Origin of the sequence: Petralouisia muris, assembly GCF_004793545.1 — a bacterium.
Taxonomy (GTDB): Bacteria; Bacillota; Clostridia; order Lachnospirales; family Lachnospiraceae; genus Petralouisia; species Petralouisia muris.
Map to the genome: position 1 here is coordinate 37930 of NZ_SRYA01000032.1, position 19111 is coordinate 57040.

Sequence of the window (19111 nt, forward strand, 5' to 3'; positions counted from 1 at the left end):
TACTATCACGAAAACTGCTTATACAAACACGGAAACACCTATATTATCACGAAAACTCCCAGCGTGTTTCCGTGATAATACAGGCAGTTTCCGTGTTTGTATATGGGTTTTGCCTGCGAGTATCGACTTTTGCGTGATAGTATGGAGTTTTGCCTGATAGTATCCGAGTTTCCGTGATAATAAGCAACTTTTGCCTACGAGTATATACTATCAGGCAAAACAACCACAGAACAAAAGTTCGTACTCTCGCCAATGTAAAAATGCTCCTAAAAGCACACGGAAATAATGTAACTTTGAAAGCTATGTAGTGCCGAAAGTGCCGTGTTTACGGGCTTTGCAGGCTTTCCGTGTCCGTATCTGCCGGGGAAGGAGACACCTCTGAGCGCTAGAATTAGCGCTCCTAGTTCATACATTTTATCATAAAATAAACTCCAACAATTCCAATAATTTTTCAAGTAATATGTCACTTGTCACTATTTTCTCCCTTTTCACTATCTCAACACAAATAGATTCTTTTGCAATTGTTATTGCCTTTGCAGATTTTACCAATTGTGAAAATATCTTTTTTGTGGACGGATCAATTGACTTCATCGTATGAAAATAATCTAAGTCTATATCCAGAATATAATCGCACTTAATTTCTCCTTCTGCTGATATAATATTTGAACACATCCTTGATAATATCACCATTTTCTCAGCCAAAAAACCATCTTCTAATACGTCATTTTCTCCCCAATATCCTTCTGCATCAAATGGCGGCATATAAATATCTGATTCTTCATATGTTCTTTCTGCTCTTGGTGTAATACCATAATTTCCACTAATAATCTGCATCAGATACTCTGGATCATTTTTTGCAAACTTCTCTATTCTCTCTTTCTCTTGAACCGACACCGGAAAATCATCAGTATTTGAATGGCTTATAATAAATGCTTTATCAAATATCCCTATTTTAAGCGCAGTTTTTATATGTTCATCATTTTTAAGTTTCAAAACTGCATCATTGACGCTTCTTTCCTCATTAAAGTTCATTTTACTAATTAAATTATCCATTTTTTCATTATGGTGATAACAATAGCACAAGAAAGGGTCATGGGTATCTGTATGATGATCAAAAGAAAACAAAATGAAATTATGGTCAATATTATCAGCCTTTATTTTTGACCATGGAAATAAAGCATGGTGATGTTTTTCAAATATATACACTTCATGTCCCTTAATTAATTTTTCTTGTATACTATTATTCATTTTTAATACCTCCAAAATAAAATTATATTAGTCAGCATTAGTCTATATACGCCACTTTACAACTTTTCCATAAAAAAATGTCATACAGGACTTTCTGATGTATAATAAGTTTGCAAACAATAAAATACGAAAGAAAGTGACCCTGTACGACAGACTTATTATACAACGAAAAAACTATAATTGGTAGACTTTATCATTATTTTTACATTTATTTTGAGACTTGCTCTATTCCTACGGCTGAGACATTAGCCCTGCTTGTGCTGTCCATACTGACACTGGAGTCAGCGGATTCCATCCGTTTCCTTTACAGGCGTTTCCTGTCAAAGCTTACGGATAAGTCTCTGAACGCCTTTTACTATGCCTGCTCCTATGCCAAAGTGGATTATTCCAGATTTATGAATGCAACAGCGTCCATGGCATTGAAGCTGATCCCGGAAACCCTTAGGACACAGCCCGTCTTTCTGTGCATTGATAACGCCATAGTCCCCAAGTACGGAAAGAAATTTGAGGATGTCTCAAAACTCTTTGACCATTCCGCGCATAATGGCAGCGGCTGCCTGAACGGACACTGCTTTGTAAGCGTCATGCTCTGCGTGCCAATGTGGGATAAAGACAGGATTGTTTACCAAGCGTTTCCTCTTTCCTACCGTATGTGGCAGAAAGAAGAGTCAAAATTAAAGCTGGCTGCTTCCATGGTGCGTCAGACCATGCCTGAATTACAGGAAAAGACGAATGTCATTATCCTATGCGACAGCTGGTATACAAAAGGGGATCTGGTTTCTGTCGTGGATGAATGCCCAAACCTTGGCCTAATCGGAAATGCAAGGCATGACTCTGTCCTTTATGATCTTGCCCCGCAGCGGACCGGAAAAAGGGGAAGGCCTGCAAAACATGGGAAACGCCTTTCGGCGGAAAAAGATTTTACGCTTTCGGATGAAAAGATAGGCGGTTATTATATTGGGACGCGCCGTGTCCTTACAAATATTTTCGGCGCAAGGGAAGTTTTTGCCTATGTGACAGCCACAGAGAAAGAAGGCGGTTCCAGGCGCCTGTTCTTCAGTACGGCATTCCCAACACAGCTGCAGATTTTTTGTGCATGGCAGGAAAAGGCTCCCCTGAACCAGACGGGGAGTGCATGGATGGATTGCATCCCCTTGTTCCTGTACTCATTCAGATGGAATATAGAAGTCCGCCGTATTTTTACAATATTCAAACATCCACTGATGAATGATTGCATAATTCCATTTATCTTCCACGGAAAGTAGACCGCCATGGATAAGCTTTTTATACTCAAAAAAACAATGTATAAAATCTTCCGGTTTCCGTGTCTTTTCATAACAGCGGCCAAACGTTGTGCATAGTTATTGCATGCAACTGCACTCTTTTTGTAAAAATCATCTACCGTTACTCCATAAAGCCTTGCTAAGACAGAAAGAGTCAAAACATCCGGCAAAGTTATCCCGCATTCCCATCTTGAAACAGTCTGCACATTTACATTCAGATTGTTGGCCACCTGTTCCTGGGTATATTTTTTTGTCAAACGGAATTTTTTTAAATTTTCACAAAATATAGTTTGCTCCATATCTCATCACCTCGAAATTTATTTTTTTAGAAGCTTCTGGATTAGATTATATTAAAAAATAAAAAAGAAGGTAATGTCTTATTTTGTGAGCGGTATCGCAAAATTTGTATAGTCATAAGCAAACTGACGTGGTTTGAGATACGATTCACAATTCTTTTACCAGACATAGTGTCAGCTCATCATCATTTCTGCAAACGGCGTTTGTTTCACATATTTTTTCTTCATAATATGCCCCTTTTCCATTCGGAATGTAGCCTCTTTTGATATAGAATCTCTGGGCAGGTCCGTAGTCGCTGTTTAAGCAGACATCCAGATATATCTTATTGCAATGCTGCCTGGCAATGTTTTCTGCTGCATCCAATAACATAGTAGCTATTTTCTTCCGCCTGTATTTTTCGAATACGATCAAATCTACGATACCCGGAATATTATGGCCGGCCAGCCCACCCCATCTGCATTTGTGATACAAAAAGACATGTCCTGCCACGGCATCGTTGTACAGTGCAAGCAACGCGGTACACTCGCCTTTTTCCTGATTATCCAACTGCCGTTTTAAATAGTCGATGTTCTTCTTGCTCTCGTCACCATCTGCTCTGCAAATAGACGGAATATCATCATAATTCATGGCACGGATATCTATGCATAAACGTCTGAGCCCTTCCCATTCTTCTCTTAAAATGGAATAACACAGTGTATCGCTTTTATCGCGGGCGTGTTTTCTCAATCTGCCTTCATAGGTAAAGGAACATTTTTCCAAAACTTTTATACTTTCCTTATTATGTGACCGCACCCATGCGGCGATGGCTGATAAGTTCATCTCTTTGAATCCGTAATCAAGCATCCTTTGCACAGCCTGCATTGCGCAGCCGTTATTCCGATACCTGGCAGCGACAGCATACTCTATTTCCATATAGCCGTCATATCGGTTCATACCTCCCAGGCTTATAAATCCTATAAAATTATCGTTTCTTTTATCGGCAATCACTTTAAAGCCCCTGTCATTCTTCCAACATTGGATTGTATTCCGGCTGTCAGTAATCGAATTGTAGAAATCAATCCCACTTTTTCTCAAAGTCTCGTCAAGACACATTTCATATAAAGCCTTTGCATCGCTATCCTGCCAATTTCTTAATATCAAATCTTTTGTTTCCATGGATTATTCCCTCCGCAAATTGCATTCTGCAATATATCTTTCCCACACCCCCGGCAATTTTGATTTTATAAACGAAGCATAGGAACAATCCGGGGTTTCTATCATATGCTTTTCCTTTAAGTATTCGATGCAGCATGAGTACCACCAATCCAGCTGTTTTTCTGATTTATCTTCAAAACGCCCCACTTTCATTTTGCCCTGCTTCACATATTCCATAAACAGCGCATATGCATTCTCTACCCGGAGGAACTCTGTCACTTCAACAGGTTCTGTCGCCAGTCTTGCACAGGGGATATTTTTAAATGGAATGACCTGGTTTTCTTCTGCAAGAACTTTGTAGATATATCCACTGATGCCTTCCGATACTTCTCTCAGCGCATTCGGGTACAGTTCGTGATAGACTGGTATAGCGCTGCCTCCTTCAAACCCATAAGGGAACCAATAATAGGGTCTTTCTACAGCGTTGCATAAATAGAATGCGGCAACCACATCCATTGTAGTCATATACACATATGGCCGATCATGGTCAGCCTGATTAGGTTTTAATACTTTAATATTTCCGGTGTTGCTTCCATGATATAGTATCATAACGACTCTCCCCTAAACTGAAATTTATTTATGTCGTGGATATTCAGGCATCAAATCAATCAATCTTGTTGTCCGACCTTCTTTATCCAATAGAATTTCAATATTTTCCACGTCTCCGCCTAAATGCATCATAAATTCTCTACAAATACCACAAGATGGAATTATATTTCCATCTTTATATACTGAAACCACTTTTGTAATCTCACTTTCACCATATGTAAGCATTGTTGATAAAGCATTTCTTTCCGCGCACATCCCTATAGAGCCGTCCGTGTCAATGCATATACCCTTATAAATATTACCTTTTTTCGTGAGTACGGCAGATGCCACACTCCCTACCCACATTTTATTTGAAACATCATGGGGATTCAAAACGCTCATTGCTTCTTCATATAACCTTTTCCATTCTTTGTTCACTGTTTTGCTCTCCTTAATAAATTAAAATTTAGCATTTAGAATCATTTTTCAATGTATCCAAACGAATTCCTGCCTCATCAATGTCATTCAATATATCCTCTATCCTATTTTCCAAATCATCAACTCTACTTTCTGCATCTTCAATATCTGATATCACGCCTCCAACAGGGCAGTTCTTCAATGTGATATTGCAATTATCACCAAGTTTGATATCTCCCAAGGAACACTTAGTAAGTGCTATCTCTTTACATTGATCAATACATAAATGTTCAAATAGTTTTTCGAGTTTTTCTATTCTTTCCTCCAGACTTTTAATATATTCCTCTCTATCAATATTCATAATATCTTTTCTCCTTTCAGAATTTATCAGCACTACAAGTACTGATTTTCGATGATTCTATTATACCGCAATCACTTTCCATCGGGAATAAATTTTACAAAAAATTCATTTTGCCGTGATAAACATTATTCCCCTGAATCTGCTCTTGTTCCGTCTTTCGTGACGGTAAGCTGCCCCTGCTAGCATTTCACGGTAATTTTATCCCCTGCGGAAAATCCGGCCTGTTCCAGCCAGTTTCCTTGTAAAAGAATCTGCGGTGGCAATTTTTTGAAAGCCCCACACCCGTTATAAACGGTCAGTTTGCGGTCGTCCATCCACCCTCCTTCCCCGCTGCCTGTCTGCATACGATTTCAAATACATTCCCTTCCTCTGTCCTGACAGTGAGCAGGCTGTTCCGCTCGTCTGCGTTCAGGTCGGCAATCCCCATCCCCTCGCTGTCGTTCAGTAAATCAAAAAGCCTGTCCCTAAAATAGTTCAGTTCCATTCTGTTATTCCCCTTTTATATTTATAGTCTACTAGCTAATATTATATAGTCTTTTAGAATCTATTGCAATCCCTATGCGTGATGTAGTCTAAAAGTGAACAAAATAAATGCTAATAGCTTATGAAATGGATGGGCATTATGGAAGGAAAAGGATTAGGCAGACGTATCAACATGGTGAGGAAAGACCGGGGATTCACGGCAGACAGGCTCTCGGAACTGTGCAATATCAACGCAACTTACCTCCGGCAGATTGAGGGCGGGGCAAAGGTTCCCAGTCTGTCCGTATTTATCAATACCTGCAATGCGCTGAAAATCTCTCCTGATTATCTGCTGCGGGATGCGCTGGAAGATAATGAGGTCAGCAAAATACGGGAACTGGCAGAGCTATGGGAAAGCACGTCGCCCTGCCAGCAGGAAATCGCCGCTGCCATGATTCGGGCGGTATTGGAGCGCAAGGAAGGTTAGAAAGACCAGCCGGGTAATCGGCTGGCCTTTCCATGTCCAATCAAATATAAATTAGCTCGCTGTTTATAATTTCCTCCGCCCGGCTGCGGATATTGTTCATCCGGCCTACCCATTCAAGCTGGCTTTGGGTTTTCAGTTCCTCGGTCACTCCCTCGGCGGCTTTCATCTGCTTGATGATTAAGTCCAGCCGTTCCTCCGCCTGCTCGTTCAGGTCAGCAAGGTATATCCACAATTTCCCGGTCAGGATAAGGGAGCTGTACCGTGCCGGGTGCTCCTGTTTGAGATATTCCCGGTGCAGCCGCCCATAGCGTCCGATGGGGCGGTTCTCCTACGGCAGTTTCAAGTCCGGGATATAGTAGTCGCCTACCAGAATATAATCAATGCCGTTCTCTGTGTTTCTTTCTTTCAGTTTTTCCATTGTCGTTCCCTCCTGTGGTGGAAGGCTCGTCACTGGCCAGCTCAATCACGTCCATAATGCTACAATCCAGTATTTCACAAATGCGGGCAAGTGTGTCCATGCTGATATGTTTCCCTTCTTTACCCCTGTTGGCAATCATATTTGTGGTCAGGCAAGCCTTAAATCCTCTTTCCTCATGTTGCGCTCTATCAGTGTGTGCCAGAGCGGTTTGTAGCTGATGTGCATTTTTCTCCCTGCCTTTCTGCCCCGGATGGGCGTTTACACCCATTATATCAGGATTCTTGCTAACTCACAAATATTTCTTGACGGTATCGCCGGTTCCGTCTGGATTGTGCTTTTCCTTTCCTCTTTTGATTACCTCTAATTAGCCATGACCTGCTTCATCCCTGAAATTCAGCAAGCATAATGCCCACGTAATGTCCTTGTGCCTGACCCTACACGTCAACCTTGGCCTCCCCCTTCGGAAAACCTCGCAGGCTCTCAGAAACCTGTACAACATCGGCGTTTCCCACCAGCAGATCGCTAATTACTGCAAGACTGCGGCTATCTGCGTGAAACCCTTTGTTGACTAATACCCCTGCGAAAAAGGGCATGTTTTTACTGCCGATGAAACCTATATCAAAATCCGTGGGATCAAATCCTATGTCTGGCTCATTATGAATGCCGCATCCCGATCCATCGTTGGCTACCAGATATCTGATAACCGTGGCATCGGCCCCTTTATCCTCGCCATGCGCATGGCTTTCCGGGGACTTGCAAAACCGCCGGAAAACTTTAAGTTCATTGCTGACGGTTACAGCGCCTACCCGCTCACTGCAATGGAATTTGCAAAAAAGCTGGGAAAAGATTTTACATTCAAAATCACTCAGGTGATTGGACTTACCAACGACGATGCTGTTTCCAAAGAACACCGTCCCTTCAAACAGATGATTGAACGGCTCAACCGCACTTATAAGGCATCTTACCGTCACACAAACAGCTTTGATCACATCGACGGCGCCAACTGCGACCTTGCCCTCTGGGTCGCATACTATAACTTTCTCCGTCCGCATAAACACAAGAACTACAAAGTTCTTAACGAAGTAGAAATGCTGCGGGGCGCTGACAACATGCCTGGAAAATGGCAGCTTCTCATCTGCCTTGGCCAGCAGACCATCCTGAACCAGCAGAAAAACGGGGACTGGTCCCTTGTGGGTTCTTAGGGCAATGCCCTAAGCCCTCGGAGAGCTTTTCAGGGCCGATATCTACAGTTTTCAAGGTTCATTTGAGCCTGTTTTTTTCAGCTCAGTTTTTCATAGATTACTTGACACTACCACGTTATAAATGGTTTTTATTATAATATGTAACTCTTCCGTTTTTGCATACCTGCCAACAAAGCTTACACAATCATCTGCATGAAGTAAAGCACTCATTCGTCACGGACAACACCCAATAGAACAAACCTTGCATTATCAAACTCATAGTTGCAGGTTGAAAGCGTCACAATCCTGTCTGTGACTGCCGGGGTGATTTCACTTTTAAAGCAGGAGCGTTCTTTTGCCTCTTCCATCCATTCCCTAAACTCCACGTCAGATCCCAGCGCGATTTCCCATGCTTTGTCGCTGACTCTTGCCACATAACCGGCAAAAATCTCAACCCTGACATTCTGTTCCAGCATCATTAGCAAAACAACCGGGTGCCCCTCATAAAATCCCTGCTTTTTATACTCCGTCAATCCAGAAAACATGGTACCGTTTTTCATGTGGTGCCCATAGATAATGCTGTGCCGGTCTGACAAATCCGGTGAGTTCCGGCTGTCCAGGAAGATACATCCCGAACCATTCCATTTACCGTTGAATAAACGCTTCAGATAATATTGGTTGTCCGTCCCCTGCACCACTGGATAGTTAATTTCTGTATCCTCAATATAAATCCAGGCCACAATATCCGAATTGATTTCACTAAGTGCATCAAAATCTATGGCCGGCCAGCGGAGGTCAGGTTCCTCCTCTCCAGACTGGCTTCCATTTTGTTCCTCATCTCCGCTGTCTTCTGGGGCCTCCTCCACCCAAACATACTGTTCTATCTCAGTATAGGAGGATTCCCCTTCACCATAATCCTTCAGCTGTCGATAAATCTGGATGGCTCCTGTCATAAAAATCCCTGTAAAAATTAAAATGAGTATCGTATATAATCTATTCTTTTTCATAATTCTTCACAGCCGATTGGCTTTCTCTTTCATCTCCTTTGCTGTAGAGTTGCTGTAAATCAAAGTTGTCTGGACGTTACTGTGCCCTGCCTGGTTCGCTATCTCATGGATGAATACCCACTCTCCAGCATACTGGTTGAATATCTGATTGATCCTGGAAGGAGAGAGTTTCCCACTCTGCCTGCTGACAAAAAGATACGGGCTTTCTGACCTGCGCTCCTTTAAGTATTCCCGGATTGCATGGACGATTTTGTCATTGATATAGACCAGCCTCTGCTTATCCCCCTTCCCTACAACACAGTTCTCTTTCGATACCAGGTCAACCTGCTCCAATAATAAACCGACACACTCCGTTCTCCGAAGCCCCGAATAAGCATACAGGGTGACAATGGCATAATCCCGTTTCCTCCCACTCTCCAAAAGCCGCTGACGGAATGCATCGACATCCCTTTTCTCAACCGTACAGGGACTCGCATACTGCAGCTGCACTTTCATAAAATCCGTTTTCAAAGCCACTGCCTCAGTCTGGACTCCTTCGCCCACTAAGAACCCGTTCAGGCAGCGCAGCGCGGATAAATGGTTATTTACGGATTTTGGGGAATAGCCTTTCAGGTTCCGCATATAGGAAATATACTCCAGCACATTTGCCCGGTACAACTGCGGCGGCGCATTCCCAAAGCTGAATTCGCACCATTCAAAATACTGGCGGACATTCCGGATATATATTGCCATTGTATTTTGGGACTTTCCCAGCTTCTGCATATACAAAGCAAATCTGTCTATCATCTTCCCACGCTCCTCGTACTTTTCATTACACGGGAAACGAGCCGTTATTACAACGCAAACTGCCAACTGCCTCCATCTTCTAATTATGTCTAACTCATTTCATCTGCATCATCCGCTGATTATGTTTTTACTGAATATGTAAAACAACGGGATTACCTCCTATGAGTTAAACACAATTCGCATTATGTATAAGAACCTTAAGACTTTGATTTCCAAAAAATATGCCTATGCCATTTTGAATTTTTTAGAATCTCCTTGATATTATTCATCTGAATGAATATAATATGACTATACGCAAGGAGGAAAAGGAGTATGAAATTTCTTTCAACGCAGGAAACCGGAAAAAAGTGGGGACTCTCAAAACGGCGCGTCGCTGTCCTGTGTGCAGAGGGACGCATCCCGGAAGTCCAGAAAACCGGGAACACCTGGCTGATTCCGGAAAATGCGGAAAAACCATCTGATGCCAGAATCAAAAGCGGCAAATATATAAAAACAAAGCCAGCGGCACACACAGATGCCTGATGGCATGGAGGTTCTCTATGAAATATTCTGTGGAAGAATTAAAAACAAAAAAAGAAGACCAGACTTACGACCGGAAAAGCGCCCGCAAGGATCCAAAAGGGCTGTCCAATCATATCACCGCCTTTGCCAACGCTGACGGCGGCACATTAGTGATTGGGATTGAAGATAACGGTGAAATTACAGGAATTGATGACTATACCCAAAATGTCAATGAAATCCTGCGCATCCCCTTTGATTTCTGCAGGCCCTCTGTCCTTATCGAAACGGAAACCCTGGAATGCATGGATAAAAACGGGAAGCCCAACCACCTTCTGGTCATCAAGATCCCCCAGAGCCCGGAACTCCATGCGAACCAGCAGGATGACGTGTATTACCGTATGGGTGATAAATCCCAGAAACTCAACTTTGACGACCGGCTGCGGCTGATGTATTCCAAAGGCTCACGCTATTACGAAGATGAACCGGTCGCTGATTCCTCCATTGAGGATATTGATATGGACTTCGTGGCATCCTACTGCAAAAAGATTGGGTATGCCAAATCGCCAGAGGAATATATCCGTCAGAACAAATCCTTTATTGTCACGAAAAGCGGCCGCCAGGAAATGAGCGGCGCCGCCATCCTCCTGTTTGGGAAAGACCCGCAGCAATATTTCCAGCGGGCAAGGATCCGCTTCATCCGCTATGACGGCACGGAAGCCAAAGTCGGCGCTGAAATGAACGTGGTAAAGGATAAAATATTCACCGGGCGCATCCTCGACATGGTGGAAAAGACACTCTCCTTCGTCCGGGACCAGATCAAGGAGCATACTTACCTCGGAAAAGAAGGAAAATTTGTCACAACACCCGAATTCCCAGAATTCGTTTGGAAGGAAATTATCATAAACGCCGCCACGCATCGCGACTACAGCATCAAGGGCACCGACATCCAGGTCAAAATGTTCGATGACAGGATTGTTGTGGAAAGCCCCGGCAACCTGCCCGGCATTGTCCGTCTGAACAATATGCGCCAGGTCCACTTTTCCCGCAACCCTAAAATTGCTGCCTTTTTACATGAGTATGATTATGTGCAGGAATTTGGGGAAGGCGTTGACCGGATGTACCGGGAGATGGAAAAAGCAGGACTGCCAGCGCCGGAATATAAAGATGTTGCTTTTATGCTGAATGCGACAATCCGGAACCGTATTGACGCGGCTTCTGACGCAGATGGCGCGACTTCTGGCACAAGTGGCGCGACTTGTAGCCCCAATACCGCCAAAAACGCTGCCCAAGCAGACATCTCTAAAAATGAGCTTCTTGTGTACCATTTTGTAAAAGCAAATCCGGAAGCCTCTACACGCTTGATTGCCGACAGCATTAGACTTTCTACAAGGACTGTGCAGCGCTGCATAGCAGTTTTAATTGAAAAGCGCATGATTGAAAACCAGGGAAGCCGGCAGCATGTAAAATGGGCCATTCTGGAATAAAGGCGGTGATAAAATGCCAAAACAATTTAAAACGGCAAGACAGATCAATAAATTAAAGGTAATTGAAGCCGCCGAAAAGCTCGGCGTTTCCCAGCCGACGCTCAGCGCCTGGGAGGGCGAACGGAAGTCCCCGTCCATAGACAGCCTTGAGAATATGGCCCCCTCTACGGCGTTACAACCGATTTCCTGCTCCTCAATTCTCTGAAATAGAACTGCCAGACAAACCGCCGCTGTCCCGTTCTGAAGTCAAAAGGCAAAAAGAAATCTGGCTGGAGCCGATTTCTCCAGACTCAGATTTAAGAAAAGAGCTGCAGGGATACTACCATGTAAAATGCCGATTTGTTGAAAATGAGTATGGCAACCGGTTTTACCTGGATACTTATGGTTCCAAATGGCTGGCATTCCATTCTGAAACTGAACCATAAAAAGAACCGACGCTCAGCATAGTGCAGGCGTCGGTTTTGATTATTCATGCTTTCTGAATAGGCTGCCAAATATTCAGTTTTTATGTTCAGAACACAATAAGGAGAAGAATATTTCTATTTTTTTCCTATATGCATCCCTCCATTCCCAACTGTATTCTTTCATCTCAAAAGTTCACCACCTCCTCCCGGTTATATGCTGTATAAGAAAAAGCCGCAGGGCTGAGAATCTGCATCATCTGCAAATTCATCGGCTCTGCGGCTTAGCGGCTGGCTCATGAATTACGGTTATTTGAAATTGCTCTACATCTATTAGAATTTCCCGTTTGCACTTTGGGCAGAATACCGGGAAATTTTTCATCTCTGTATCTGCCCTGATTTTGTCACGGGTTTTGCTCCCACATACAGGACAACGTATCCAATCTTTATCCATCCTTTTTACCATTTACTTTCCTTTAAACATTATCTTCAGGGTCTTTGCAATAACTTTTGACATAGTCCATTTCTCCTTCCTGGCTTGATGCTTATTTTTCTAATGCATCTACACATTGCTTCAGATAATCTGTAATTCCAAGATGCTGCGGACAGATACGCTCGCATTGCCTACAGTTTATACATTCCGATGCTTTCCCCGTCAAACTGGTCGCTTTCCGGTAATCCGAAACAGCCTCTGCCATCTGCCCATTGCCAAGCTGTTTATTCATGGCAGAGAAGATCTCCGGGATCGGGATCTTTTTCGGGCAGCCTTCCGTACAGTAGTGACAGGCGGTGCAGGGAATGGTCGATGAATTTCCAAGTATCCGCTGCGCCTCCTGAATGATCTTCTGTTCCGCCTCATTCAATGGCTGGAATTTCTTCATGTAGGAAAGGTTATCTTCCATCTGCTGCGTATTTGACATCCCGGACAGAACAGTAATGATTCCATCCAGAGAAGCCACAAAACGGATCGCCCAGGATGCATAGGACATGTCCGGATGATATTCATCTAACAGCCTTTTTACTGCTGCAGGCGGATTCGCCAGATTTCCGCCTTTCACCGGTTCCATTACCACAATGGATTTCCCATGCTTTCTGGCAACCTCATAATTTGCTCTTGCCGTCACAGACGGATTCTCCCAGTCTGCATAATTGATCTGCAGCTGCACAAAATCCACTTCCGGATGTTCCTTAAGCAGCCGGTCCAGTAACTGCGGTCCTGCATGGAAGGAAAAACCCATGTGTTTTACAAGCCCTTTTGCTTTCTGTTCGCCCACAAAATCCCAAAGATGGAACTTATCATATTTTTTATAGCCTCCTTCCATCATGGCATGGAGCAGGTAATAGTCTGCTTGTGTCAAGTAAGGAATAAAAAAAATTTCATTTTGTAGCGAGCCACAGACAATGCCTGCCTATGGCTCATATTATACCATTAATTACTATAAAGTGGAACAGATATTCATGCGGTAATTTCCGCCTCAAACGGATTGCCTACTTTCCACACAATCTCTATGGCATCTGCCCCATAGACAATAACCTTATCAATCAATGCTTTTAACCTCTCCTTATCAAAGGACTCCAGAACGGAAAGTTCTGCCAGTTCTTCGTCCGGTATTTCCTCCGGCTTTGATACTGTCTGCATATTGTTCAGTTCTGCTTGTGCTTCGCTCTTGATCTGTTCCAGTTCTTCCATTCTTATTTTGCCTTTTTCAATCCGGGCAACATAATCCTCTCTGGTGATTGTTCCAGCTTTATACTGTTCATACAGACGAACCTTTGTGTCCTTCCATCGTGCCATTTCCCTTGTGCTGTCATCAACCGTTGTCTCTAAAACTTTTTTCCGGTCATTCTTTTGAGCATTTTTGCGGATATTCTTTGCTTCTATCAGCATAGCCGCCATTCCCCTTACCTGACATAAAACAGCATCTTCAAGCTCTTTTATCCTGATGTTTACCCTCTGGCAGTCATTCTCTAACTGCTGTGTGCCAGTTCTGCAATAATATTTATCGTTTGTCCTGTTCCTGTGTTTCAGGGTTTTTCCACAGTACCCACAGATAAAGAAAAGATTTTTCTTCCCTACCGCTCTCCCGTTCATATCAAGACCAACGATATTCGCATTTGCTTTATCAAAAAGTTCTTTGGATACAAGGGCTTCATGCTGGTTTTCCACGACAATCCATGTTTCCCTCGGCTGCTCTATCCGCTTCTTGTTGGTATCCATTCCGCATTTTGCCCTGTTCCAGAACATTGTGCCAAGATACGTTTCATTTGTAATAATGTCTTTTACCGCAGTGTTATCCCACTTCTTTATCTTTACATGCGGCTGTTTATCAGGAAAGTTGTCTCCCCTTAGCTTGTGGTACAGATACCTTGTTGGTATCCCTGCCTCGTTGAGCTGCCTTGCGATTTCAGAATGGTTTATTCCGTCAGCAGCCATTTGAAAAATTTTTCGGACTACCCAGGCTACATTTTCATCAATCAGCAGTTCATGCTTATTTTCCGGGTTCTTCCTGTACCCATATGGTGCATACTGTCCGATAAACTCCCCGTTCCTTGCCCTTATATTCCTTGCCGAGCGGATTTTCTTTGACAGGTCTGCACTGTACATTCCATATACAAGGTTCTTCAATGCAACGCTCATACCGCCTGTTGTCCCGAATTTGTCGCTGCTGTCGTAATTGTCATTCACAGACACAAAGCGTATCTGCAAGATAGGAAAGATGTATTCCAGATACCGCCCTACTTCAAGGTAATCCCTGCCAAAACGGGAGAAATCCTTGACAATGACCATATTGATACTTCCGCTTTTTGCAGCTTCAATTAATGCCTGCACCCCCGGTCTGTTGAAATTAGAGCCTGAATAACCGTCGTCAACACGTTCCGACACTACTTCAATATCTTCCTTGTCCTTCAGGAAATCACGGATAAGATTTTTCTGGTTTGAAATGCTGTTGCTCTCTGCTTTCGCAGCGCTGGAAACATCGCCATCTTCCTTAGATAACCTAACGTAGATGGCTGCATGGTAGATTTTCTTAATCTTGTTACTCATGTTACCACTCCTTTTGATTTTCTAAGTCAGAAAACCCGAAGGGAGTGCCTGTTTAGTCCCAAGTTAGAAATAATGAAATTTAGTCCTAACATTATTGTAGCACACCCTCCGGATTATTTCCACCAGATTCTGAAAAAAATTTATCAGACGGACAAAAGCATATTTTCAAATGCTTCATTAAAGGATATACCGCCCGTAAACCGCACCTTGACTTTCATGTTGCCGACACGCACCAGATAGGGATTGCCGACTTTTTTAAGATACTGCTGTTTTCTTTCTTCCAGCGGCAATCCCCTGTCAATCTGAATCCCGCTTATGTCTGTCAGTTCCTCAAGTTCCACATCCGAAAAGTCTGTATTAAGCATTTTCCTGTATTCTTCTGCCGTCATTGCATTACCTCCCAATAAAAATACTGCCTGATGTTTCCGGGCAGCTATGTATGCCGGACCGCAGATCCGGCTATGAAAGGTTTTATGAAAATCTTATTCCCTGCTTGCTTCAAGCCTCTTCTGGAAATTCCTGTATATCTCTTTGTCTACCCACGCCACATACTCCTTAATGTCAATCAGTCCTTTCAGGTCATAGATTTGTGAACGCATGAACTGTTCTATCCGTTCAGTGGCATTTTCCTCCTGCCCTGTCAGCTTTGCAGCCAGCTTTTCCCTGATTTCCTCCTGTACAGCCTGCGGCATTGCGGGTATGTAGTAAGGCGGAATGTACGGCACATTTCTCTGCGTTACTGCATCCTCATACTGGTAGCTCTTTTCAAATTCAAGTAAAAATTTCCGTATCTGGACTCTGGCTTTCCCCCGGTTTTCCTTATTGACAAGTTCTGTCAGTCCGTCAAAGAACCGAACCAGTTCCAATTTTGTAAAGCCCATCTTTACATGCTCCTTTCGTCCTGCAATCCTCCATCCATTAAATTTATCTGAATGACATACACTGTCCCGCAGCGGACAAATATGTAAACAGCCGGACATCTGCCCGGCTTTGTAATGATTTACCTTGTTTCTTAAATTTACCATCCTCTGTCATCGTTGTCGTTCCAGCGCAGACGCCCATATGTCTTTCTCTTTGTGGAGACAACCATTCCCGAAACGGCAAGTACCGATAAAGCCAAAAACAAGCCTGCTGCTGCAAAATGTCTTACCTTGAACATATTTACCACCTTTTCCTTATTTGTTGTATCTGTCAAACACGCCTACCTGCACCTGTACGCCCTCCGTGATCCTGCCGAGCGTTTTTTCATCGACCTTTCCCATGTGTTCTATGATACGGTCAAAGTTCAGCGCCGTTACCTGTTCGCATAATGCGATGCTGTGCTGGTCCAGTCCTTCCGTCTTATATGCCGATATGAATACATGCGTGGGCAGGCTCCGTTTCTTGTAAATCTTCGTAGACAGCGGAACGACCGTTAAGACAGTGCTGTGTTTGTTTGCCATGTTGTTACTGACCACCACCACAGGGCGCATACCGCCCTGCGTACTTCCCTGATACTGTACGCCCAAATCGGCATACAGAATGTCGCCTCTCCTTATCTTCATCAGCAGCACTTACCCCCGCCCCATATCGGTCTTTCGTTGTCGGCAGAACACTTTGTTGTATCGTACATATGGTACTGCATGGTAGAAAGTTCAAAAAATCCGACGCCAATGTTGGCAGCATCGTACATAAATTCTTCCAGATCGGACTCGTCCGCTGTTATATCAGCCATGTTTTCCACGACAACCGTATCATACTGCCCGGTAATCAGATGGTTAATCAGCATATTTACCGCATCACGGTCAATATCCCTGTTCGGTCCCTTGTTGACAATCGTTTCATTCATCAGTGCTATGCCTGCCAAGCTGCACTTCTGACGGTTCTGCTGAATGATCTGGCGGATATTGCTCTCTGACTTGTTGGAGTTCATAAACATGACTGCCGGATGCACAAGCAAGCCGACCTCAAAACTTTTCACATTACTGCACATGATAATCACCTGTTCTTTCTTCTATTTTCATTGACTGAAACAAAAGAGAAGTTTTTGCCGGCTTTATCCTCTCATACAGGAAAGCCTTGCCTGCTGTTATCTGATAACTGCAAGGCTTGCCTGTATCAGAGGATAACGTGGTGTTTCCGCCACATTACCCCTCTGTTCAATCTGAAAATATCAGACTGGCTCTCGCTTGTCCCCGAACCGGGTAACATACACTGGGACGGCTCCCATCCCACACTGCGCCTCCGTCATGCCCAACCAGACGGAATCCACAGGCAGCCACTCCCGAAAAATGCTTTTCGCTGAAATTCCGGTGCCGTTCTATCTCATTACCTCTGACTGCCATGCCAGTAGGCACAATCCTCTGCTCCATACCTTCACAGGCAACAATGAAATCCTTGCAGGTACATCTTCGCACGAAACGGGATTCTGCCACCCCTTTATCCCTGCATAAGCATAGACGGGTAAAAAGGCGAAAATAAAATCAGGTGTATGCGTGTCCTATTAAATTGTTTTGGCTTTCTCAAGCCTGCAACTATCATAACTAAAAGGGGATTGTTTTCAGAGTGCCAGATTGCACTATTTGTAGCTGATATATGCCACCCTGACTGTCAGATCGGAAACAAAATCTGGTGCTGTTTTACCTCATTACCTCAGACTGCTATGTCAATAGGCACAATCCTCTGCTCCATACTTTCATTGGCAACAATGTTATTCATTACAGGTACAACTTCGTACGAAACGGAGTTCTGCCATCCCTTTATCCCTGAATAACCACAAACAAAAAAATAAAAGACAAAAATAAAATCAGATGTATGCATGTCCTATTAAATTGTTTTGGCTTTCTCAAGCCTACAACTATCATAAAAAAAGAGTTGTTTTCAAAGTATCAGTATCCGCTATTTATAGCCGATATGTGCCATCCTAAGATCTGTCATACACGAGAAATGCTCAAAAAGAAAAAAGCTGCTCTACTACATTTTTCAGAATAATAGAGCAACCTTTTTGTATAATCACTTGAAAACGATTTTTAAAATTTTGTAGAATTATTTAACACTTTGGTGAGCCATTATGATATAGTTACTGTATCGGTATAATCAAAAGCCTCACCAGAAATTTCAGAAACAGCATCAACATTTCCGTAAATATCACATTTTACTTTTATTCCAGATGGAAATGTTTTCTTAGTTTCGTAAGCACTATAAATCGGATATGTAGGAACAATAAGAGTCGCACCAATATCGGTTGCTCATTGAGCATAAGTTGATAAATCATCCCAATAAAAAAGTACCATTAACTCTTTTGAGCAGATAATTTGTATTGGTTAAGTATGTTCCCAGACCAATCTTGCTACTTACATTATACCAATATCACAATCTATCCAAAATATATTTATCACATGAGCAATTGGATCAGTCTGTCCCATCTCATATGCTTATCCGCCAATAACCTGTATTCCTTACGCCTCCAATTCTACTGTGTTTGCTTCGGCAAATTCTTCAAGCGACGAATACTATCGCTTCACTATACGCATTATCTGTGGCATCATTTGTGTTTTGAGCAAACACAGTAACAGAAAATATTGTTATCAACATGCAAACAATCAATAATGAACTTAACAATTTTTTAAATTGTTTCATACTTTACTTTCCTTTTTTCGTTTTCAAGCGTTCTATCTCCTCAATGTTTTTTTAATTGCCTCTTTATCAGATTCAGAAAGTACAAACTCCTCATTACCCTTTTCCACCTCTATTTCTGTAAAAAAATCCGCTACCTGTAATTTCGATATTATTATTTTTCAAAAGCATTATCAACTATCCCTTTAACTTCTCCTGTTCAATGAAATCTCTTATTTAGCAAGTGTACTTATAATATCATAAGAGTCTATCAGCTTTGCAGAAAGTAGCTCGCTATTGCATAAAACAGACATGAAAACAGTTTTAACCACACCCATATGGTAAAACTGCCTTCTTTTACGTAAACGGTAAAACGCGAGTACCTATACAAAACTGGAGCAAACCTGTATGATAGT

23 protein-coding genes and 4 pseudogenes are annotated in these 19111 nt (G+C 42.9%); 6 read left to right on the top strand and 21 right to left on the bottom strand.

Annotated features, from left to right (window positions below):
• Positions 1-417: 417 nt before the first annotated feature.
• Positions 418-1248, bottom strand: a complete 831-nt coding sequence (locus E5329_RS15860; protein ID WP_135990455.1) for a peptide arginase family protein — start codon at positions 1246-1248, stop codon at positions 418-420.
• Between the two features lie 227 nt (positions 1249-1475).
• Between E5329_RS15860 and E5329_RS15865 the strand changes: the two genes are divergently transcribed.
• Positions 1476-2513 (top strand): IS701 family transposase, encoded by a 1038-nt coding sequence (locus E5329_RS15865; protein ID WP_456320031.1) that lies wholly within the window; start codon positions 1476-1478, stop codon positions 2511-2513.
• A 185-nt stretch (positions 2514-2698) separates the two neighbouring features.
• On the opposite strand, the pseudogene E5329_RS32215 reads toward E5329_RS15865, so the two are convergent.
• The 7 genes and pseudogenes from E5329_RS32215 to E5329_RS15900 form a co-directional block, all read right to left on the bottom strand.
• Positions 2699-2830: pseudogene (locus tag E5329_RS32215) on the bottom strand (helix-turn-helix domain-containing protein); the annotation flags it as partial.
• A 145-nt stretch (positions 2831-2975) separates the two neighbouring features.
• Positions 2976-3983, bottom strand: coding sequence for a GNAT family N-acetyltransferase (locus tag E5329_RS15875; protein WP_135990456.1), 1008 nt, complete (start codon positions 3981-3983; stop codon positions 2976-2978).
• Positions 3984-3986: 3 nt separating this feature from the next.
• Positions 3987-4571: a hypothetical protein gene (locus tag E5329_RS15880; protein ID WP_135990457.1), complete on the bottom strand. Its 585-nt coding sequence runs from the start codon at positions 4569-4571 to the stop codon at positions 3987-3989.
• 24 nt (positions 4572-4595) lie between these two features.
• Positions 4596-4988 (bottom strand): cytidine deaminase family protein, encoded by a 393-nt coding sequence (locus tag E5329_RS15885; protein WP_016306485.1) that lies wholly within the window; start codon positions 4986-4988, stop codon positions 4596-4598.
• Positions 4989-5016: 28 nt separating this feature from the next.
• Positions 5017-5328, bottom strand: a complete 312-nt coding sequence (locus tag E5329_RS15890; RefSeq protein ID WP_135990458.1) for a hypothetical protein — start codon at positions 5326-5328, stop codon at positions 5017-5019.
• A gap of 179 nt (positions 5329-5507) precedes the next feature.
• A complete protein-coding gene (locus E5329_RS15895; RefSeq protein WP_135990459.1) occupies positions 5508-5642 on the bottom strand; it encodes a SymE family type I addiction module toxin in 135 nt (44 codons plus the stop codon).
• On the bottom strand, positions 5624-5812 hold the full coding sequence (locus tag E5329_RS15900; protein ID WP_135990460.1) for a hypothetical protein: 189 nt from the start codon (positions 5810-5812) through the stop codon (positions 5624-5626). The genes E5329_RS15895 and E5329_RS15900 overlap by 19 nt, the downstream gene beginning before the upstream one ends.
• 138 nt (positions 5813-5950) lie before the next feature.
• On the opposite strand from E5329_RS15900, the gene E5329_RS15905 reads away from it, so the two are divergent.
• A complete protein-coding gene (locus E5329_RS15905; RefSeq protein WP_135990461.1) occupies positions 5951-6277 on the top strand; it encodes a helix-turn-helix domain-containing protein in 327 nt (108 codons plus the stop codon).
• Positions 6278-6317: 40 nt separating this feature from the next.
• On the opposite strand, the pseudogene E5329_RS15910 reads toward E5329_RS15905, so the two are convergent.
• Both E5329_RS15910 and E5329_RS15915 read right to left on the bottom strand, forming a co-directional pair.
• A pseudogene (locus E5329_RS15910) lies at positions 6318-6695 on the bottom strand (TnpV protein).
• Positions 6655-6920: pseudogene (locus E5329_RS15915) on the bottom strand (helix-turn-helix domain-containing protein). The pseudogenes E5329_RS15910 and E5329_RS15915 overlap by 41 nt, the downstream one beginning before the upstream one ends.
• A 152-nt stretch (positions 6921-7072) precedes the next feature.
• On the opposite strand from E5329_RS15915, the pseudogene E5329_RS15920 reads away from it, so the two are divergent.
• Positions 7073-7897, top strand: a pseudogene (locus E5329_RS15920) (IS6 family transposase); the annotation flags it as partial.
• A 206-nt stretch (positions 7898-8103) separates the two neighbouring features.
• Here the strand turns inward: E5329_RS15920 and srtB are convergent.
• Positions 8104-8883: a class B sortase gene (srtB, locus tag E5329_RS15925; RefSeq protein WP_135990462.1), complete on the bottom strand. Its 780-nt coding sequence runs from the start codon at positions 8881-8883 to the stop codon at positions 8104-8106.
• A gap of 6 nt (positions 8884-8889) precedes the next feature.
• Positions 8890-9669 (bottom strand): tyrosine-type recombinase/integrase, encoded by a 780-nt coding sequence (locus E5329_RS15930; protein ID WP_135990463.1) that lies wholly within the window; start codon positions 9667-9669, stop codon positions 8890-8892.
• 312 nt (positions 9670-9981) lie between these two features.
• On the opposite strand from E5329_RS15930, the gene E5329_RS15935 reads away from it, so the two are divergent.
• Genes E5329_RS15935 through E5329_RS15945 form a run of 3 tightly spaced genes read left to right on the top strand, consistent with a single transcriptional unit; the run spans position 9982 to position 11859 of the window.
• Complete coding sequence (locus E5329_RS15935; RefSeq protein WP_135990464.1) at positions 9982-10191, top strand: helix-turn-helix domain-containing protein; 210 nt, start codon at positions 9982-9984, stop codon at positions 10189-10191.
• A gap of 17 nt (positions 10192-10208) precedes the next feature.
• Complete coding sequence (locus tag E5329_RS15940) at positions 10209-11654, top strand: RNA-binding domain-containing protein (protein ID WP_135990465.1); 1446 nt, start codon at positions 10209-10211, stop codon at positions 11652-11654.
• A 13-nt stretch (positions 11655-11667) separates the two neighbouring features.
• Positions 11668-11859 carry a helix-turn-helix domain-containing protein gene (locus tag E5329_RS15945; RefSeq protein WP_135990466.1) on the top strand — a complete coding sequence of 64 codons (192 nt, stop codon included), beginning with the start codon at positions 11668-11670 and terminating at the stop codon, positions 11857-11859.
• Between the two features lie 464 nt (positions 11860-12323).
• On the opposite strand, the gene E5329_RS15950 is transcribed toward E5329_RS15945, so the two are convergent.
• From E5329_RS15950 to E5329_RS15985, 9 genes are all read right to left on the bottom strand, one after another.
• On the bottom strand, positions 12324-12521 hold the full coding sequence (locus E5329_RS15950) for a cysteine-rich KTR domain-containing protein (protein ID WP_408976084.1): 198 nt from the start codon (positions 12519-12521) through the stop codon (positions 12324-12326).
• 79 nt (positions 12522-12600) lie between these two features.
• On the bottom strand, positions 12601-13413 hold the full coding sequence (locus E5329_RS15955) for an aldo/keto reductase (protein WP_330572212.1): 813 nt from the start codon (positions 13411-13413) through the stop codon (positions 12601-12603).
• Between the two features lie 98 nt (positions 13414-13511).
• On the bottom strand, positions 13512-15101 hold the full coding sequence (locus tag E5329_RS15960; RefSeq protein ID WP_135990467.1) for a recombinase family protein: 1590 nt from the start codon (positions 15099-15101) through the stop codon (positions 13512-13514).
• A gap of 143 nt (positions 15102-15244) precedes the next feature.
• Positions 15245-15490, bottom strand: a complete 246-nt coding sequence (locus tag E5329_RS15965; RefSeq protein WP_135990468.1) for a DUF6870 family protein — start codon at positions 15488-15490, stop codon at positions 15245-15247.
• A gap of 93 nt (positions 15491-15583) precedes the next feature.
• On the bottom strand, positions 15584-16126 hold the full coding sequence (locus E5329_RS15970) for a hypothetical protein (protein WP_275443343.1): 543 nt from the start codon (positions 16124-16126) through the stop codon (positions 15584-15586).
• Complete coding sequence (locus E5329_RS29820) at positions 16120-16260, bottom strand: hypothetical protein (protein WP_168356649.1); 141 nt, start codon at positions 16258-16260, stop codon at positions 16120-16122. Before E5329_RS29820 ends, E5329_RS15970 begins: the two co-directional genes overlap by 7 nt.
• A 16-nt stretch (positions 16261-16276) precedes the next feature.
• A complete protein-coding gene (locus E5329_RS15975) occupies positions 16277-16645 on the bottom strand; it encodes a type II toxin-antitoxin system PemK/MazF family toxin (RefSeq protein ID WP_135990469.1) in 369 nt (122 codons plus the stop codon).
• Entirely contained in the window at positions 16645-17073 is a 429-nt protein-coding gene (locus E5329_RS15980) for a hypothetical protein (protein ID WP_135990470.1), read from the bottom strand. Before E5329_RS15980 ends, E5329_RS15975 begins: the two co-directional genes overlap by 1 nt.
• 166 nt (positions 17074-17239) lie before the next feature.
• Entirely contained in the window at positions 17240-17515 is a 276-nt protein-coding gene (locus E5329_RS15985) for a hypothetical protein (RefSeq protein WP_135990471.1), read from the bottom strand.
• Positions 17516-19111 lie beyond the last annotated feature (1596 nt).

Bases quoted from the DNA above. Each gene is read 5' to 3' on its own strand.
- E5329_RS15860 (WP_135990455.1), bottom strand. From the start codon at position 1,248: ATGAATAATAGTATACAAGAAAAATTAATTAAGGGACATGAAGTGTAT.
- E5329_RS29820 (WP_168356649.1), bottom strand. From the start codon at position 16,260: ATGTTCAAGGTAAGACATTTTGCAGCAGCAGGCTTGTTTTTGGCTTTA.
- E5329_RS15980 (WP_135990470.1), bottom strand. From the start codon at position 17,073: ATGTGCAGTAATGTGAAAAGTTTTGAGGTCGGCTTGCTTGTGCATCCG.
- E5329_RS15965 (WP_135990468.1), bottom strand. From the start codon at position 15,490: ATGACGGCAGAAGAATACAGGAAAATGCTTAATACAGACTTTTCGGAT.
- E5329_RS15960 (WP_135990467.1), bottom strand. From the start codon at position 15,101: ATGAGTAACAAGATTAAGAAAATCTACCATGCAGCCATCTACGTTAGG.
- E5329_RS15945 (WP_135990466.1), top strand. From the start codon at position 11,668: ATGCCAAAACAATTTAAAACGGCAAGACAGATCAATAAATTAAAGGTA.
- E5329_RS15880 (WP_135990457.1), bottom strand. From the start codon at position 4,571: ATGATACTATATCATGGAAGCAACACCGGAAATATTAAAGTATTAAAA.
- E5329_RS15895 (WP_135990459.1), bottom strand. From the start codon at position 5,642: ATGGACGACCGCAAACTGACCGTTTATAACGGGTGTGGGGCTTTCAAA.
- E5329_RS15975 (WP_135990469.1), bottom strand. From the start codon at position 16,645: ATGAAGATAAGGAGAGGCGACATTCTGTATGCCGATTTGGGCGTACAG.
- E5329_RS15900 (WP_135990460.1), bottom strand. From the start codon at position 5,812: ATGGAACTGAACTATTTTAGGGACAGGCTTTTTGATTTACTGAACGAC.
- E5329_RS15890 (WP_135990458.1), bottom strand. From the start codon at position 5,328: ATGAATATTGATAGAGAGGAATATATTAAAAGTCTGGAGGAAAGAATA.
- E5329_RS15970 (WP_275443343.1), bottom strand. From the start codon at position 16,126: ATGGTAAATTTAAGAAACAAGGTAAATCATTACAAAGCCGGGCAGATG.
- E5329_RS15950 (WP_408976084.1), bottom strand. From the start codon at position 12,521: ATGGTAAAAAGGATGGATAAAGATTGGATACGTTGTCCTGTATGTGGG.
- E5329_RS15930 (WP_135990463.1), bottom strand. From the start codon at position 9,669: ATGATAGACAGATTTGCTTTGTATATGCAGAAGCTGGGAAAGTCCCAA.
- E5329_RS15905 (WP_135990461.1), top strand. From the start codon at position 5,951: ATGGAAGGAAAAGGATTAGGCAGACGTATCAACATGGTGAGGAAAGAC.
- E5329_RS15875 (WP_135990456.1), bottom strand. From the start codon at position 3,983: ATGGAAACAAAAGATTTGATATTAAGAAATTGGCAGGATAGCGATGCA.
- srtB (WP_135990462.1), bottom strand. From the start codon at position 8,883: ATGAAAAAGAATAGATTATATACGATACTCATTTTAATTTTTACAGGG.
- E5329_RS15935 (WP_135990464.1), top strand. From the start codon at position 9,982: ATGAAATTTCTTTCAACGCAGGAAACCGGAAAAAAGTGGGGACTCTCA.
- E5329_RS15940 (WP_135990465.1), top strand. From the start codon at position 10,209: ATGAAATATTCTGTGGAAGAATTAAAAACAAAAAAAGAAGACCAGACT.